Origin of the sequence: Brachybacterium sp. 107, from assembly GCF_052379725.1 — a bacterium.
GTDB lineage: Bacteria > Actinomycetota > Actinomycetes > Actinomycetales > Dermabacteraceae > Brachybacterium.
In genome coordinates, this window is the sequence record NZ_JBQSYW010000004.1 from 1 (window position 1) to 16914 (window position 16914).

General features: G+C 71.4%; 11 protein-coding genes. 3 read left to right on the forward strand and 8 right to left on the reverse strand.

The window, feature by feature from the left end:
- Positions 1-2356: YhgE/Pip family protein (locus ACT3UL_RS06505; RefSeq protein ID WP_444577308.1), on the forward strand; the 2356-nt coding region annotated here is incomplete at its 5' end.
- Positions 2357-2471: 115 nt separating this feature from the next.
- A complete protein-coding gene (locus tag ACT3UL_RS06510) occupies positions 2472-2768 on the forward strand; it encodes a YrhK family protein (protein ID WP_444577309.1) in 297 nt (98 codons plus the stop codon).
- 16 nt (positions 2769-2784) lie between these two features.
- Here the strand turns inward: ACT3UL_RS06510 and ACT3UL_RS06515 are convergent, their stop codons facing one another.
- The gene (locus ACT3UL_RS06515) at positions 2785-4272 is read right to left on the reverse strand and encodes a UDP-glucose dehydrogenase family protein (RefSeq protein ID WP_444577310.1); all 1488 of its coding nucleotides are present in this window, start codon (positions 4270-4272) and stop codon (positions 2785-2787) included.
- Between the two features lie 153 nt (positions 4273-4425).
- Complete coding sequence (locus ACT3UL_RS06520; RefSeq protein WP_444577311.1) at positions 4426-7785, reverse strand: ABC transporter transmembrane domain-containing protein; 3360 nt, start codon at positions 7783-7785, stop codon at positions 4426-4428.
- 403 nt (positions 7786-8188) lie between these two features.
- Here ACT3UL_RS06520 and ACT3UL_RS06525 point away from each other — a divergent pair, with 403 nt between their 5' ends.
- The gene (locus ACT3UL_RS06525; protein WP_444577312.1) at positions 8189-8905 is read left to right on the forward strand and encodes a DsbA family oxidoreductase; all 717 of its coding nucleotides are present in this window, start codon (positions 8189-8191) and stop codon (positions 8903-8905) included.
- Positions 8906-9216: 311 nt separating this feature from the next.
- Here ACT3UL_RS06525 and ACT3UL_RS06530 read toward each other — a convergent pair whose 3' ends face one another.
- From ACT3UL_RS06530 to ACT3UL_RS06555, 6 genes are all read right to left on the reverse strand, one after another.
- Positions 9217-10167, reverse strand: a complete 951-nt coding sequence (locus ACT3UL_RS06530) for a VOC family protein (protein ID WP_444577313.1) — start codon at positions 10165-10167, stop codon at positions 9217-9219.
- Between the two features lie 158 nt (positions 10168-10325).
- Positions 10326-12554, reverse strand: coding sequence for an FAD-dependent oxidoreductase (locus tag ACT3UL_RS06535; protein WP_444577314.1), 2229 nt, complete (start codon positions 12552-12554; stop codon positions 10326-10328).
- A gap of 35 nt (positions 12555-12589) precedes the next feature.
- Positions 12590-13498 (reverse strand): MurR/RpiR family transcriptional regulator, encoded by a 909-nt coding sequence (locus tag ACT3UL_RS06540; protein WP_444577315.1) that lies wholly within the window; start codon positions 13496-13498, stop codon positions 12590-12592.
- Positions 13499-13688: 190 nt separating this feature from the next.
- Positions 13689-14627: a carbohydrate ABC transporter permease gene (locus tag ACT3UL_RS06545; RefSeq protein ID WP_444577316.1), complete on the reverse strand. Its 939-nt coding sequence runs from the start codon at positions 14625-14627 to the stop codon at positions 13689-13691.
- Positions 14620-15588: a carbohydrate ABC transporter permease gene (locus ACT3UL_RS06550; protein WP_444577317.1), complete on the reverse strand. Its 969-nt coding sequence runs from the start codon at positions 15586-15588 to the stop codon at positions 14620-14622. The genes ACT3UL_RS06545 and ACT3UL_RS06550 overlap by 8 nt, the downstream gene beginning before the upstream one ends.
- 1 nt (position 15589) lies before the next feature.
- A complete protein-coding gene (locus tag ACT3UL_RS06555; protein ID WP_444577318.1) occupies positions 15590-16900 on the reverse strand; it encodes an ABC transporter substrate-binding protein in 1311 nt (436 codons plus the stop codon).
- Between the last annotated feature and the right edge of the window lie 14 nt (positions 16901-16914).

A 16914-nucleotide genomic window follows, 5' to 3' on the forward strand; every position in this document is an offset into this window, starting at 1 on the left:
CGACCTGGTCGTGGGCCTGGGCGACCTCGCCAACGGCGCCGTCGACCTGCAGAACGGGACCGCGACCCTCACCAGCGGAGCACAGCAGCTCAGCTCCGGCCTGGTCGAGCTCGACGAGAAGGGACGCCCGCTGCGCACCGGGGCCTCCGACCTCGCAGCGGGCACGGACCAGCTCGCCACCGGGGCCTCCGACCTCGCCAGCGGCGCCGGCCAGGTGGCCGACGGCACCCAGCAGCTCGACGACACGATCGCCGCCGCCCAGCAGCGGGCCGACGAGATCGGGGTGACCCCCGAGAGCGTCCAGAAGACCAGCGACGACCTGGTCACGGCCATCGACGACCTCGAGAGCGCGGCCGAGGCCGCGGACGTCTCCGGGCTGCTCGACCAGCCCGCGACCGATGCGGGGACCCTCTCCGACGCGGCGAGCAGCCTGGACAGCACCGCGACAGACGTCGCAGGGGCCGCGCAGACGCTCAGCGAGGACACCGCGGACCGTGCCGCCGATGCTCGCACCCTCCAGGACGGGGCCGCCACGATCCAGGAGGACGTCTCCGCGCTGGACACCTCCGTGCAGGACACGGCGCGCGCCACCGGGTCCGCGGCGGAGAGCGCCGAGACCTCCTCGAGCTCCGTGGACACCTACACGGGTTCGGTCGACGACCTCGCCGCCCACTGCGAGGAGTCCGGGGCCGACCCCACCTTCTGCGACGAGCTCGCCGGCGTCTCGGAGACCTCGCAGAGCACGCGCGACGACGCCTCGCAGGCCTCGACGGATGCGAGCACGGCAGACGAGACCGCCGGGGCCGCCGCGCAGCAGACCACCGACGTCGCGGACACCGCCACCGGGATGACCGATGCTGCCGACCGCATCGTCACCTACACCGATGACCTCTCCACGACCACGAGCTCCCTCGCCGAGGACGCCTCCCAGCTCTCCGACACCACCGGGACGCTCGCCGAGGACGCCTCCACGCTGAGCACCACGCTCGCCACGCTGCGCGAGGACGCCGGGACGGGCCTGCCCGACACCCCCGAGGGATCCTCCGCGAGCGACCTCGCCGCAGACCTCACGGCGCAGGCGCGCGCCGCGGCCGTCGCCCTGCCCGACGCCTACGCGACCCTCCAGCAGGGCGCCGACGACGTGCACCTGCTCAACTCCGGCGCGCAGGATCTCTCCTCGGGCGCCGCGCAGCTCGCCGAGGCCACCGACACCGCGAACTCCGGGGCGCAGGATCTGGCCTCCGGCGTGGGCCAGTACACCGACGGCGTGGGCACCGCCCGCACCGGCGCCGAGGACCTCGCGAGCGGATCCGCCGCCCTCGCCGACGGAGCGGGCCAGCTGGCCGACGGCACCTCCGACGCCCAGTCCGGGGCCGAGAAGCTCGCCGCCGGGGCCGGTGACCTCGAGGACGGCACCGGGACCCTCGCCGACGGGGCCGGGAAGGTCGACGACGGGGCCGGCGATCTCGCCGACGGCGCCGTGGATCTGGACGACGGCGCGGGTCAGCTCGCGGACGGCTCCGTCGAGCTCCGCGACGGGCTCGAGGATGCGAAGGGCGATGTGCCCTCGTACACCGACGAAGAGAGCGACGAGCTCGCCGGGACCGCCTCGGACGTCGTGCAGATGAGCTTCGAGCGCGATCACGAGCTGACGCGATTCGGCGAGGGCCTGGCCCCGCTGTTCCTGGCGATCAGCCTGTGGGTGGGCGGCATGTCCATCTTCCTCATGATGCCGCCGTTCTCCGCCGAGGCCGCCTCCCGCGGGGTCGGCGCGCTCCGGCTGCTCGCCGGCGGTCTGGTGCCCGCGTTCCTGCTGGGCCTGGTGCAGTCCGCCATCGCCGTGAGCGCCCTGCGCTGGGGGGTCGGGATCACCGTCGGGGACCTGCCGCTGATGTTCGGGCTCGCCGGGTTCACGAGCCTGGTGTTCGTGGCCCTGAACCATGGCTTCGGGGCGCTGTTCGGCCCGGTCGGGAAGTTCGTGGCACTGGTGCTGATCGCCCTGCAGATCTCCGGCGCGGGAGGCACCTATCCGGTCGCCACCCTGCCGCCGTTCTTCCAGGCCATCCACCCGTACCTGCCGATGACCCACGCCGTGGACACCTTCCGCGCCGCGATCGGTGGCGGCTGGATCGATCCTCGCGGTGACCTGCTGTGGCTGGGCGGCTGGCTCGCGGTCGGCGTGGTCCTGGGTCTGCTCGGGGCCATCGTCCAGCGCCGCCGCGCACTGCAGACCGACGGGCACGACGGGTCAGACGGGTCAGACGGGTCAGACGGATCCGATGGTTCCGACGAGTCCGACGAGAGCGAGGACGAGGGCACCTCGTTCTTCGACGACCCGGAGCCCGAGACGGCCTGACCCGTCCGTCCCCGCGCGGCCCCGCCCGGCCCTGCCCGGCCCTGCCCGGCCCTGCCCGGACCCACGACCGGCGGAAGCGGGGTTCGCGGACCCGGCAGTTCGTAGAGTGGGCGGGATGAACCAGAACCCCTCCGATGATCGTCTCGTGCTGCACCTGGGCCGGGACGAGCTGATCATCCGCCAGCGCTACGAGACGCTGTCGATCCTCAACGACGTCCTGATCGGGATCATCTTCCTCATCGGCAGCCTCCTGTTCTTCTCCGAGGCGACCATGACGCTCGCCACGACCCTCTTCGTCATCGGCAGCGCCCTGATGCTGGTGCGTCCACTCATCCGCCTCACCCGGCGCGTGCACCTCACGCGCATCCACGACGACGTCCAGCACCCGGCGGAGACAGCTCGGGACTTCTGAGCCGACCGCCTCGCCCCTATGCCTGTGCCGCGGTGTCGATCAGGGCATCCGCGACGGGGTCCCTCCGGTCCTGCGCGGGCAGCGTGGTCGGGGCATCGGGGCGGCCCAGCGCCCGGAACTCCCACCCCGCTGCGCGCCATGCGCTCGGGGTGAGCACGGTGCGGCCGTCGAGGATGCGCGGCCTCGCGACCAGCTGCGCGACGGCGACCGGGTCCAGGTCCCGGTACTCGCGCCACTCCGTGAGCAGGAGCACCAGCTCGGCGCCCCGCAGCGCCTCGGTCGTGTCCTGCACGGCGGCCAGGCCCTCGACCCGGCGGCGGGCGTTCTCGAGCGCCTCGGGATCGGTGACCGTGACGTGCGCCCCGGCGGCCATCAGGCGGGAGACGACCTCGAGGGCCGGGGAGTCGCGCACGTCGTCGCTGTCGGGCTTGAAGGCCGCGCCGAGCACGGTGATGCGTCGGCCGCGCAGGGTCCCGAGCATCTCGCGGGCCAGGTCCACCACCCGCACCCGTCGGCGCTGGTTGATGGCGTCGACCTCGCGCAGGAACCCCAGCGCCTGGCCCACGCCGAGATCCTCGGCGCTGGCGATGAAGGCGCGGATGTCCTTGGGCAGGCAGCCGCCGCCGAACCCTGCGCCGGCGCGCAGGAACTTGTTCCCGATGCGGTCGTCCATGCCGAGCGCGCGGGAGATGTCGGTGACGTCGGCGCCGGTCGCCTCGCACAGCTCGGCCATCGCGTTGATGAAAGAGATCTTGGTGGCCAGGAAGGCGTTCGCGGAGACCTTCACCAGCTCGGCGGCCTCGTAGCCCATGACCAGGCGCGGCACCCCGCCGCCGGGGCTGCCGGGGTTGTCGGGCCTGACGGGGTTCTCAGGGCCGTCGAGCCTGTCGGACCTGCCTGGGCCGTCGGACCTGCCGGGGCCGCCGAGGATCTGCGCGTAGACCGCGTCGAGCATCGCGATCTCCGGGCCGGCGGCCTCGGGGTCGCGCACGCCGTAGACGATCCGGTCGGGCTCGAGGGTGTCGCGCACCGCGAAGCCCTCGCGCAGGAACTCGGGGTTCCACAGCAGGTGCACGCCGTCGATCTGTTCGAGCCGGTCGGCGAGACGGCGGGCGGTGCCGGTGGGCACGGTCGACTTCCCGACCACGAGCGTCCTCGCCCCGGCGCGGGCCGGGAGCACGCCGGCTAGGGAGTCGACGGCGGCGTCCAGAGCGGTGAGGTCCGCACCGAACCCGTCGGCCCGCTGCGGAGTGCCCAGCCCCAGGAAGTGCACGTCGGCGTCGGCGAGGTCGGCGACGTCAGCGGTGAAGCGCAGACGGCCTGCGGCCAGGCCGCGGCGCAGGAGCTCGGGGAACCCCGGTTCATGGAAGGGCGGTTCGCCGGCGGAGAGCCTCTCGAGGCGTTCGGTGTCGACGTCCAGGCCGATCACCTCGTGCCCGAGCTCGGCCATGCTGGCGGCGTGGACGGCGCCGAGGTACCCCACACCGATGACGGAGATCTTCATCGCGGACCCGCTTTCTCGCGCTGCCCCGGGAGATCACCGGTACGGCCGACGAACCCCGCGGGGCCCGGACAGTGGCTCCAGCGTGGCGCGGCCACATGTCACGGGCGTGTCAGGGACGTGGCCGCGCGGTGGCGCGGGATCGAGGGTCGAGGGTCAGCTGACGGTCTCGTCCTGGGCGCGCAGCCAGGTCGTGAGGCGGCTGTCGGGGTCAGAGGCCAGGACCGCGGGCGTCCCGTCCTCGCGGACCTCGCCACCCTCGAACCACAGCACGCGGTCCATGGCGGTGACGGTCTCGGGGTCGCGGCTGCGCACGATCGCCGTGCGTCCCTCGGCCAGCGCCGCCAGGGCCGCGAGGACGGGACGCCGCTCGGCGCCCGACAGTCCGGCGTCGGCCGCATCGAGCACCACGATCGGGGCGTCGCGGAGCAGGGCGCGGGCGATCGCGACGCGGCGCCGCTGACCGTCGGTGAGGACATCGCCGCGGCGCACCAGCACGGTGTCGAACCCATTGCTGAGCTGGGAGATCACGTCATCGATCCCGGCCCGGCGGGCCGCGTCGCGCACCTCGTCGTCGGTGGCGTCGGGGCGGCCGATGCGGATGTTCTCCCGCACGGTGTCGGTGAACAGCACCGGCTCGCGCTGGACGACGGCGAGCTGGCGGCGCAGATCGCCCAGGGAGACGGCGCGGGTGTCGTAGCGGTCCAGCAGCACGCGGCCGGTGTCGGGCTGGTCGAAGCGCAGCAGGTAGGCGATCAGGGCGGCGGATTCCCGACCCTCCCGGTCCAGCAGGGCCACGTGCTGGCCGCTGGGGACCACGAGGGAGACCATGTCGAACAGGTTCCCGCCGCTCCCGGCCGCGGTGTCCGCGGCAGTGGGGACGGGGGTGCTGACAGCGGTGTTGACGGCGGAGAACACGATCTCGCCGCCCACCCGGTCCACGGGCTGAGTGCGCTGGGGCTCGGCGATCGAGGCCTCGCGCTCGAGCAGGTCGGCGATGCGATCACCGGCGGCAGCGGCTCCCCGCAGGGAGCCGACGTTCTCCAGCAGGTCGCGCAGCACGATGAGCAGGATCAGCACATCGACCAGCACCAGCACGAGATCGCCGGGGGTCATGGCATCGGCCGCGACCCGCGATCCGCACAGGAGCAGGGTCCCGACCACGCCGATCCCGGCGACGAGCTGCGTGAGCAGATTCTGCAGGGAGTCGACCCGTCGGGACCGGGTCAGGGCGCGGCCGGCGCGGAGACCCGCCTCGGTCAGCCCGCGCGAGGAACGGGTCTCCAGGCCGTAGGTCTGGACGGTGCCCGTGGCGGCGACGAGCTCATCGGCGGTGTCGGCGAGCATGCGGCTCTCGGAGCGGGCGGTGGCCGCGGCGGAGCGGCTGCGGCGCATCGAGAGGCCGATCGCCAGGGTGTACAGCAGCCCGGTCGCGAGCAGCACGAGCGCCCCGAGTGGCGCGACGATGACCGTCACCACCAGGAGAGTCAGAAGGGTCAGGATGCTCGCCGCGGCCCGCGGCCCGGAATGCGAGAGCAGGTCGCGCAGGGCCGCGACATCCTCGATCAGCGGCCGGGCGACGTCGTCCTGGTCGGCCTCGCCCTGACGAGCGGCGGATGACCCCGAGGAGGGTCGCCCCTCGGCGCCCGGCGTCAGCCGGTGCAGGTGGGACAGGAGACTCGAGCGCAAGCTGGTGGCGGTTCGGACCCCGACCCGGCCGAGCGCGGCGACTGCCGTGAAACGGGTCGCGACCTGCAGGACCAGCAGTGCGGAGAAGACGATGACGCCGATCGCGAGGCGGCGGCCCGGGTCGCCCGTGAGCTCGGCCAGCGCCGGCAGATCGGCCCCGGTGGAAGCCACCGCCGCATCGACCGCGTACTTCAGCGGGAAGGGCAGCGCGACCAGCAGCCACACGCTCAGCAGCAGGGCGATCGCCCCGGTGAGCAGAGCGGCGCGGTGGGTGCGCAGGTACGGGCTGAGCACCTGGAGGACGTGATGGAAGCGTCCGGTGGGCGCGTCGTCCTCGGGGGTGCTCTGCGAGGAGGACACGTCGGCCGCGCCGATCATACTGGTCACGCCGGGCGTGCTGGTCGTGCTGGTCGTGCCGGTCGTGCTGGTCGTGCCGGTCGTCGCGGTGGACGTCGCGGTGGACGTCGCGGCCGCCGTCGATCCGGCGTACCCGGTGGATGCCGCCGAACCTGTCGAGGATGCGGAACCCTTCGACGACGGCGTTCCGGGCGGGGACGAGGGCGTTCCGGTCGGGGGTGCGGAGTTCGCGGACGTCCCGGAGTCGTCGGGCGATGCGAGCCCGGCGGAGTGTGCGGAATCAGTGGTCCGGTCGTGCTCCTCGACGTCGGCAGAGCCGGTTCTCTCGGCTGTCGGGCTACCGGCTTTCGCTCCCCGCACGCTGCGCCAGAGGTTCTTGGCCTTCTCCGTCGTGGCCTTCTCCGTCCTCGGCGAGCGCGAGTCGGGGGCGTCGCCCGCACTCGGTGCCGGCTGGCCGGTCAGGAGCGACTCCCGCGACCAGCCGAACTTCTTGGCCTTGGGGGACATCGTCACCGGAACGGGGAACGCCGGCAGAGCGTCGCTGGCCGAGCCGCTCGGAGCGGAGTTGGGGTCAGAGGCGTCAAGGGCATCAGGGGCGTCAGGTGCGGCGCCCGCGTTGGCGTCGGAGTCAGAGGCGTCGCCAGCGTCGGCGTCGGCCGAGTCGCCGCCGTACTGGGCCGACTGCTCCCCCGGTTCATCGCCGTCGCGTTCGGCGCTTCCGGCGGATTCATCGACGACGGTCCAGCGGTTCCCCGACTCCGGGTCGAACAGCCCCGACTCGTCGCCCGGCTGGGGGTCGGGAGCGCCGGGCTGTTCACGGTCGGGCGCGAGCGCGGGGTCGCCGGACTGCTCGCGCTCGGCCGTATCCGCTTCAGTCACCGTCGCGACCTGGGCGTCGATGTCGTCGGCGCCGTCCTGCAGCCACGCGGCCTCCGGCGTCGCCGGTGCGTCGCCCGCCGGGGCCTCCAGACGCTCGTCCTGAAGCTCTGTCTCGTCCGACGGGACTGTCTCGTCCGAGGGGTCTGTCTTGTCCGACGGGACTGTCTCGTCCGAGGGGTCTATCTTGTCCGACGGGACTGTCTCGTGCGACAGGTCCGTCTCGTCCGACGGGTCCGTTGCGGACCACACATCGGTCTCCGCGGCCATCGACCACGAGAGCAGGCGCGGGGACCGCTCGGACGTGCCGGCCTCTGAGCTGGTCCCGTTCCCTGCCGACTCGTCCGGGACGTCCAGGGCGTCGGTCTCGGTCTCGGACGCGGACGCGGACGCGGACGCGGTCACGGACCCGGTATCAGCTTCGGCCTCGGCCTCGGCCTCGGCGGCAGTGAGCGGGGTGTCCGTGAGAGCCACGTCGTCGGCCTCCGCCGGAGCGGGCGTGGAGGGGAAAGCGGGCGTCACCGCAGCAGGGCTCGTCGGCCGACTCGTGGTCGCGCGGCCCGTGGTCTGATTCCGCTTCTTGCGCGAGCTCATCAGCGCCGTACCTCCAGGGGTCGCAGGACCGACTCCGCAGCTGCGGGGGTGGCCGCGGTGGGCTCGAGAGGGGAGAACAGCAGGGACATGAGCATCCTGGTCGTCATCGGGGCGGGCTCGCCGTGCGGCGACGGGCACCGTCCAGTGTGGCACCGTCAGTCGGGACATCCCCAGTGTGACCGGTGACCGACCCCAGAGGTCAGCCGAGGAGGGCAACTTCTCAGCACTCACCGTCTCGGCGAAGGGCATCCCGGAGCGCGACTCCGCTCGCGGCGTCCGCGTTGTGCCGGAGGCGAAAGGTGATCCCGGTCCTCGCCGGAACGCAGCCCTCGTAGTACCTTTTTCAAGCATCTAGGGGTTGCTGCCAGACGGCCGCACACCCATCCCCGCCTTGGAGGGCACGATGACCGAGAGCACCACCGGCCCGAGCACCCCGACGGGCGCCACCGAGCCGCTGATCACCGTCGATGTGTGGACCGACGTGGTCTGTCCCTGGTGCTACATCGGCGAGTCCCGCCTGCACGACGCGATCGCCGCCGAGGGCCTCGAGGGCCAGGTGCATGTGCGCGCCCACTCCTTCGAGCTGGACCCCACCTCCCCCACCGACGCCGTGCGCGACAACATCGCCCACCTGGTCGCCGCCAAGGGCATGCCCGAGGAGAGCGTGCGCGAGATGGAGGCGCAGATCCAGGGGATGGCGCAGGAGCTGGGCCGTGAGTACGTGATCGGCCGGCCGATGGCCAATACCCGCGGCGTGCATCGTGTGCTGCAGGCGCTCCGTGAGGTCAGCGGCATCGATGCGGCGACGGGCTACTTCATGGACCTCCAACGCGGTTACTTCACCGGCGCCTCGAACCCCTTCGACGCGGAGACCGTCGTGGCGCGCGCGGTCGAGGCCGGCCTGCCCGAGGATGCGGCGCGGGCCGCCTTCGCCGGCGAGACCCACGAGGCCGAGGTCGAGGCCGATGTGCGCGAGGCCGTGCAGATGGGCGCCCGCGGCGTCCCGTTCTTCCTGTTCAACGACACCTACACCGCTCCGGGCGCTCTGCCGCTGGATGCCTTCCGCCAGGCGCTGCGGCAGATCGCCGAGGAGACCCGGTCCGAGCGGGCGCAGTCATGACCAGCGCAGATCAGCGGCCCACCACCGCAGGCCCGCGGGCCGACGCGGCAGACACGCGGGCCGACGTGGCAGGCACGGCAGACTCGCGAGCCGACATGGCTGGCACGACTGGCGCCGCTGGCACGACCGCCTCCGAGCGCTCGGCTCCCCTGACCTCGCTGTCCTCGCTGCTCGGCGGAGAATTCGAGAGTGGCACCGCGTGCGCTGCGGACGGCACCTGCGACTGACCGGATCCCGCACGGACTGATCGGCCCCCGGTCGGCGGATTCCCGCTGACCTGCCCGCCACCGACAGGTCAGCGGTTCAGCGGCTCAGCGGGCCAGAAGCTCCTCGGTGCTCGTCCCGGGCAGGCTCACGGTGACGGGCGTGCCCCACGGGTCGCGCACGGTCACGGAACGCCCGTCGTTCGCGAAGGAAAGCTTGGCTCCGGTCAGGCGAGCGGTGAGAGCGTCGAGGTCCTCGCGGCCGGGTACGGTGATCGCCACGTCGGCCAGGCCGAGCGAGGTGGCGCGGGGACCGGCCCCGCGGCTGTTCCAGGTGTTCATCGCGACGTGGTGGTGGTAGCCGCCGGCCGCGGCGAACAGGGCGCCGGGGTGAGAGCCCACGGTGGTCTCGAAGCCGAGGGTGTCGACGTAGAACGCCCGGGCCGTGTCGACGTCGCCGACCTGGAGGTGCACGTGGCCCACGATGCCCGGGCGCACGCTCGGGGCGGCGGTGACCTCGTCGGTCAGGTGCTCGCGGAGATAGGCGTCGGGATCGAGGTGCAGGGTGTCCATCGCGACGTGGCCATCGGTCCAGGTCCACTGGTCGCGGGGGCGGTCCCAGTACAGCTCGATGCCGTTGCCCTCGGGATCGGCGAAGTAGAAGGCCTCGGAGACGAGGTGGTCGCTGGAGCCCGCAAAACGGGAGCGGGGATCCTGGGCGGCGCGCAGCACGGTGCCGGCGAGCGCGGCCTGGTCCTCGAAGAGGAAGGCGGTGTGGAAGAGGCCTGCCTGGCGGGGGTCGACGCCCGGCAGCCCGGGCGTGGCGACGAGGCGCACGAACGGGACGGCGCCGCGACCGAGGACCCGATGGATCTCGCCGTTCACGCGGGACTGCTCCTCGATCGGGGTGAGGGCGAGGGCGCTCTCGTAGTAGGAGCTCATGAGCTCGAGGTCGCCGACGCGCAGCGTCACGGCATCCATGGCGAGGTCGGAGGAGAAGTGCCGCCCGTCGACCGTGCCGGCCGTCGCGGAGGGGGTGGTCAGGGGCGAGGAGTTCATGGGGCGATCCTTCCGATCGATGTCGTCCCGACCATCATGCGCCCAACTAGATGAAACTTCAATAAGAATGTGATGGGCGCCCGCAGACTCCGGGCTCAGTGCTCAGTGCTCAGTGCTCAGTGCCCAGTGCCCAGTGCCCAGTGCCCGGCGCTCAGCCATCAGTCCCCGTAGACCCGTAGCGACACGATGCGCGCCGTCGGAGCCCCGTTCATCTCCTCGACCACGACGCGGAGGGAGTCGGTCCGCACCGGGCGGGCGAGCGGGAAGGAGCGGTGGCGTTCGCGGTTCTCCTCCATCCGGGCGATCTCCTGCCACTGCCCGTCCACGAGCGCCTCGACACGGGCGGTGTGCACCAGGGACCGCATCGTGTCGTCCGGGGTGCGGTGATGGTGGAGGTTGATGAGGTCCTCGTTGACGTCGTCGTCGAGCACGAGGTCGACCGTGGTGATCTCCTGCGGCTCCGCCCAGTCCAGCTGCAGCCAGGGCTGCGGGTCCTCGGCGGCGTCGGCCGAGACCCACATCGCCGGGCCGCCGTAGGGCCGTGCGTAGCCGCCGATCGCCTGCTCGGGGGCGAAGGCGCGGGTGGGAGAGGTCGCGCGGAAGCAGATGCCGTGCCCGTGCAGGGTCTCCTTCCAGGACCGCCACTGCTCGGGGGTCGCCTCGTCCAGCGGCAGGTCCCGGTGCCGCATCGTGACGGTGCCGGGCTCGACCCGCTCGGCCTGATGGACCTCGAGCAGCGGGTTCCTCCGCAGGACCACAACGGTGTTCTGGGCCTCGCCCGGCTCCCAGCTCAGATCCGCCCGTGCCCAGGACCGTCCGTGGCGGACCGGGACCACGGCGCTGCGCTCGCGGGCGGCCGGCAGATAGTTCTGCGGCCTGCCCACGCTGTGCAGCTCGACGAGGAGCTCGGTGTCCTCGGCGGCGTCGAGAAGGATCTCAACCTCCCCGAGCTCCGGGTCGACCGGCAGCACGAGGGCGAGATCGTGGTCCAGGGTGATCCGCCCGGTGCTCCGCGTCGAACCGAGCATCGTCTTCGAGGTGGACGCGCTCACCTCGGCGCCGAGCGCCAGGTTCGCCGGGTCGTCGTCACGGACGCCGAGCAGCGAGGCGTCGGCCCGCACCATCGCCCGGTGCAGCTCGGGCACGTGGTCGGCGGCGAGGTCGCGGGGGCTCGCCCCGAGGCGGCCGGCGACCGCGGCGGCGATCCCAGCGGCCTCGCCGAGGATGGCGCAGGTGGCCATCACCCGGGTGCTGCCGAAAGCGACGTGGCTGGCACTGATGTCGCGCCCGGCCATCCACAGGTTCGTGACGTTGCGCGAGTACAGCGCGCGCACCGGGATGTGGTAATTCCCGTCCGGGTGCCAGTGCCGCGATCCCTTCTCGCTCGCATAGACCCCGCCCACGGGGTGGAGGTCGATCGACCAGCCGCCGAAGGCGACCCGATCCTCGAACTCCGTCTGCCCGAGCACGTCGTGCTGGGTGAGGACGTGATCGCCGACGAACCGCCGGTACTCGCGCTTGCCGGGGACGGCCCCCACCCACTCGAGGCTGAGCGTGTCCGCGTCGTACTGCCCGGAGTTCTTGATGTGGTCCCACAGCCCGTAGCAGACGGCCTGCAGCTCGTCGCGGATCCGCTCGTTGTCGTGGACGACGTCGAGGTGGCCTCCCCATTCGATCCACCAGAAGTCACATCCGCTCATCGTCTGGCGGATCACCCGGTTCTGCGGGATCGCGGTCTGGGCGATGTCGATCGCGAAGGGCGGGGCGACGAACTTCTGCGGATGTCCGACGTCCTTGGTGTAGAAGAGGATCGTGGAGCCGAGCATGTCCTCCCCCGCCTGCTCGGGGGCCCAGGACTCGCCGAACTGCTCCCGCGGCTCGCTCCCCCGCATGACCTCCGCCCCGGCGAGATGCCCCACCAGCCCGTCGCCGCTGCAGTCGATGACGCTCCCCCCGGTGAAGGTGATCCGTCGTTCGGAGCCGCTCATCCATCCGGTGACGGACCGGATCACCCGGGCGTCCTCGGGCCCGTCGGCCTCGACCTCGGTGACATCGGTGTTGAGGAACAGCTCGATGCCGGGTTCGGCGCGCACCTTCTCCAGCAGCAGCAGATCCCAGTAGTAGGGGTTGCCGTCGGGGTTGCGGAACTGGTTCTCGACATACAGCTCGCCCATGATCCCGGTCTCGCGGGCGAAGAGGTGGATGCCGTGCGCCGTGGCGCCGCAGACCCACACCCGCACCTCGCTCGAGGAGTTGCCGCCGAGCACGGGCCGGTTCTGGATGAGGGCGACCCGGCTGCCCTGCCGGGCGGCTCCGATCGCAGCGCAGACTCCGGCGAGGCCTCCTCCCACCACGACGATGTCAGTGGTGACGGATTCGGTGAGCATGGGGTTCCTTCCAGCAGGTGGGGTGGTGGGGGTCGTCAGCTGTTGTCGAGGTCGGGGGCGGCGGGGGTGTGCGACTGCAGGGTCCCGTCGTCCACGAAGCGCATGGTGGGGTCGGCAGAGCGGCGCTGGGCGACGAGCAGCCAGAGCATGCTGGTCAGCAGGGTGTCGCTCGCGCGACCGGCGAAGTGCTGGGTCCACACGGAGCCGTTGCGGATGCCGGTGAAGAGCGGGATGTCGGCCGCCTGCTCGAGGGCGGAGCCGGGAACGCCGTGCACCGCGATCGTGGTCGCCCCGGCGCGCTCGGCGCTCCGGAGCAGCTCGAGCGCCGTGGCGTCCTTCCCGGAGCGGTTCAGCACCAGGACCACGTCCCGCTCGGTGAAGGTGCGGGAGACGAGATCGAGGGTGCGCGGGCCGGACTCATGGCACCAGACGGCGACGCCGATCCGCTGGAGGCGCAGGTAGAGCTCGCGCACGGCGATGGAGTCGCCCCATTCGCCGTGCAGGTGGACGCGCTCGGCCGCGGTGATCGCGTCGGCCGCGCGTTCGACCTGGGCCTGGTCGATCACGGCGGCGGCGTCGCGGAGCGCGCGGGCCGCGGTGCCGGCGAGGATGTCCAGGACATCCCCGGAGGAGTCGGCGGGCGTGATCGCCGTGCCGATGTCCCGCTCCCACCCGGACTGCGCCGCCCGCCCGTTGTCCAGGGCGATCGCCGCGCGCAGGGCCGGGAAGCCGGCGTAGCCGAGCTTGCGGGCGAAGCGGGAGATCGCGCCGGGGAAGGTCTCCGCAGCCGTCGCGAGCGCGGTGATCGAGGAGTCGCCGGCGGCGAGGGGGTCGGCGAGGATCGCCTCGGCGATCCGACGGTTTCCGGGGTTGAGCTGGGGCAGCTCCTCACGGAGTCGCCGCAGGGCCGACGGGGAGGCGGCAGGGTCAGGGGTGGTGCTCATGGGCGGTGGTCCTTGTGCAGTCGCGGGAGGCGGGAGGTCGTCGGGTCGGTTCGTCGGGCCAGACCGTCGGACCGGAACATCGATCCGGTTCGTCGGGCCAGCCGACGACGGAGCCCGGTGCGGGCGTGACCGGGGCCCTGCCCAGTGTGCTCGGTGCGGCAGGCCCGGAGCTGCTCCGTCGCCACGTCTCCTACTTCAGTGCGCTCTCGGTCATGGCGCGCACGAACCGGCGCTGGAAGATCAGGAACACCAGCAGGATCGGGATGATCGAGATGACCGACGCCGCCATCGACAGGCCGGCCGCCATCGCCCCGTTCTCGTCGGTGAAGCTGGTCAGCCCCATGGGGAGCGTGTAGTTCTCGGGGGTGGAGAGGAAGACCAGCGGGGTCTCGTAGTCGTTCCAGGACCAGACGAAGGTGAGGATCGCCAGGGCGCTGATCATCGACATCGCATTGGGCAGGTAGATCCGGACAAAGATCTGGAACTCGTTCGCGCCGTCGAGCCGTGCGGCCTCCGCGAACTCGTCCGGCTGGGAGATGAAGTACTGACGCATGAGGAAGGTGCCCAGCACCGTGAACATGCCCGGGAGGATCAGCGCCCACAGGGTGTCGTACAGGCTGAGCTTCTCGAAGTACACGAAGCGCGGCACCAGCAGCAGCTGGGCCGGGATCAGAGACGTGGCGAGGTAGGCGATGAACACCTTGCCGCGCCCGGGGAAGCGGAGCTTGGCGAAGGCGTACCCGGCCAGGGTCGCGGTGGTCAGCTCGCCGAGCACGCGCAGCGCCGCGACGAACACCGAGTTCCCGAAGGGGATGAGGATCGAGCTCTCCCCGAACAGCACCTCCGTGTAGTTCTCCCAGCGCGGCTGGTCCGGGATCCACTGCATGGGGATCCTGAAGGCCTCCAGATCCGGCTTCAGCGAGGTGGAGATCATCCAGGCGAAGGGCAGCAGGAACACCAGCGCGAGGATCCACATCGGGATGCCCCAGGCCCAGCGGCGCACGCGGTCCCGGCGCGTGCGCAGCGCCTGCCGCTGCGCCATGCCCGTGCCCCGGCCCGGCCCGCCGCCGGCCGTCGTGGTCGTCGTGCTCGCCGTCGTCGTGGTCGCCGTCGTCGTCGCGTCAGTCATGGAGCGCCCTTCCTCGCTGGGCTCGCCACATCAGGAGCATGATGGCGAAGATGCCGATGAAGGTCACCAGGCCCACGGCGGAGGCATAGCCGAACCGGTAGAACTGGAAACTGGTCTGGTACATGTAGAACGACAGCGTGGTCGTGGAGTCGCCCGGACCGCCGTTGGTGATCAGGGCGATCATCCCGAAGGTCTGCGAAATCCCCACGAACAGCGTCACCAGCAGGAACACTGTGGTGGGCAGCAGGGACGGCCACGTGATCGTCCGGAAAGACGCCCAGCGCCCGGCCCCGTCGATGCGGGCCGCCTCGTACAGCTGGGTGGGAGCGTCCTGCAGGGCCGAGAGGTAGATGAGGTTCGCGTAGCCGGCCTGGGACCAGATCGTCACCAGGATCAGCGCGGGCAGCGCCCAGTTCGACGAGGCGAACCACTGCGGCAGGTTCTCCGCTCCGAAGACCCCGAGCACCTGGTTCACCAGGCCTGCCTCCGGGTCCAGCAGCATCTGCCAGGTCATGCCGATCGCCACGATGTTCACGATGTACGGCACGAAGAAGGCGGCACGCAGCATGCCCCGGGCCGGGATGTCCCGGTTCAGGGCGAGCGCGAGCGCGAGGCCGACCACGAGGGTCAGCGGCACGGCGACCCCGGCGTACACGATCGTGGTCAGGAGGCTGCGCCAGAAGGTCGGGTCCCGGAACACGGCGAGGAAGTTGTCCAGGCCGACGAACTCGATGCCCCCGAAGCCCGAGACGAGGTTCCAGCGGGTGAAGGAGAGCAGCACCACCGAGATCAGGGGCACGAAGGTGAAGGCCAGCACCCCCAGGAGGTTCGGGGCGATGAAGAGCCAGCCGACGTATGCCTTCGGCTCCGAGGGCGCGCGGCCCGTGGGCCGCCTGAGTCGTCCGTCTGCCGCGGCGGCGGGCCCGTCGGCCGTCTCGATCCTGGTGTCGACGATCGCCATGTCAGTCCTCCTCGAACCGGTCGATGAGCGCCTGGGCGTTGCTGTCGACGTTCTCGATGGCCTTCTGCGGAGTCCGCTCGAGGAGCCAGCACACGTCGCGCTGCTGCTGGTACTTCTGCGTGATCTCCGTGTACGCGGTCAGCTCGGTGTCCAGGTGCATGCGCGGCTGGTCCTCGAACAGGGTGCGGCGGAACGAGTCGACGTCGAAGAACTCCTCCGCGCCCTCCCCGAGGATCCCGTCCAGGAGCTCGTCGTCCCCGACGTCGCCCAGCAGGGAGATGTACCCCGCCTTGACCACGTCCTGCGCGCTCTCCAGCAGCCAGAACTTGCAGAACTCCCAGGCCAGGTCCTGCTTGGGGCTCTTGGAGTTGATCTGGAGGAAGGCCCCGTACTCGCCGGTGTTCCAGTCGTTGCCGTCCAGGGTCGGCACGGGCGCACAGGCGACCTTGAAGTCGTGGGGGTAGTTCTCCTGGTCGGTGAGGAACCGCAGCGAGTAGGGCGCCGTGGTCCACAGCCCGAAGTCCTGGGCGATGAAGTTGTTCTGCTGGTACGCCTCGAGCTGTCGGGCCAGCGCCTGTGACCAGGGATAGAGCACACCATCGCGGATCAGCTCCGCAGCCAGCTCGAAGTGCTCCAGGAAGGCGGGGTGGGAGAAGTTGGAGTTCCCGTCCTTCGTGAAGCGGTAGTTGGGGCCGAGCTCGATGCGGGCGATGTCCGGCAGCACGTAGGTGCCGTACTTCCCGTCGTCGGCGAGCGCGCGGATGACCTCGAGGTACTCCTCGACGGTCCACTGCGTGGGCAGCTCGATCCCTGCGCTCTCCCGGAGGTCCTCGTTGAACAGCACCATCTGCGGGATCCGTGTCGTCGCGAGCGCGGTGATCTCGTCGCCGTCGATGAGGGCCTTGGGGTCCTCGGTATCCAGGAAGGCCTCCAGCTCGGGAGTGGCGCGCACGAGATCGCCGACGTCCGCGGCCAGACCGGAGTTGGTGCGCATGGTGAGGTTCGGGACGCCGTAGGTGAAGAAGACGTCGATGTCGACGCCGCCCTGCAGGGCGGTGTTCACCTTGAGGTTCCCGCGATCGTCGTTGACGTACCGCGTGTAGGTGACGTGGGTGCCCGGGTGCTCCTCCTGGAAGCGATCGATCACGGCCTGCGGGCCGCTCTCGGCGGGGACGCCTCCCCAGACCTGGAGGGTGTCCATGTCCTTCGAGGCGGAGGAGGAGCAGCCGGTGACGGCCGCAGCACCGGCCGCGGCGCCCATCGCGCCCGCGAACTGCCGGCGGCTCAGGGAGAGTCCGGATGCAGGGAGCATGCGACAACCTTCCG

What these genes read in the sequence shown, in the direction of transcription:
- ACT3UL_RS06510 (WP_444577309.1), top strand. Translation starts at nt 2,472, where the DNA reads ATGAACCAGAACCCCTCCGATGATCGTCTCGTGCTGCACCTGGGCCGG.
- ACT3UL_RS06515 (WP_444577310.1), bottom strand. Translation starts at nt 4,272, where the DNA reads ATGAAGATCTCCGTCATCGGTGTGGGGTACCTCGGCGCCGTCCACGCC.
- ACT3UL_RS06520 (WP_444577311.1), bottom strand. Translation starts at nt 7,785, where the DNA reads ATGAGCTCGCGCAAGAAGCGGAATCAGACCACGGGCCGCGCGACCACG.
- ACT3UL_RS06525 (WP_444577312.1), top strand. Translation starts at nt 8,189, where the DNA reads ATGACCGAGAGCACCACCGGCCCGAGCACCCCGACGGGCGCCACCGAG.
- ACT3UL_RS06530 (WP_444577313.1), bottom strand. Translation starts at nt 10,167, where the DNA reads ATGAACTCCTCGCCCCTGACCACCCCCTCCGCGACGGCCGGCACGGTC.
- ACT3UL_RS06535 (WP_444577314.1), bottom strand. Translation starts at nt 12,554, where the DNA reads ATGCTCACCGAATCCGTCACCACTGACATCGTCGTGGTGGGAGGAGGC.
- ACT3UL_RS06540 (WP_444577315.1), bottom strand. Translation starts at nt 13,498, where the DNA reads ATGAGCACCACCCCTGACCCTGCCGCCTCCCCGTCGGCCCTGCGGCGA.
- ACT3UL_RS06545 (WP_444577316.1), bottom strand. Translation starts at nt 14,627, where the DNA reads ATGACTGACGCGACGACGACGGCGACCACGACGACGGCGAGCACGACG.
- ACT3UL_RS06550 (WP_444577317.1), bottom strand. Translation starts at nt 15,588, where the DNA reads ATGGCGATCGTCGACACCAGGATCGAGACGGCCGACGGGCCCGCCGCC.
- ACT3UL_RS06555 (WP_444577318.1), bottom strand. Translation starts at nt 16,900, where the DNA reads ATGCTCCCTGCATCCGGACTCTCCCTGAGCCGCCGGCAGTTCGCGGGC.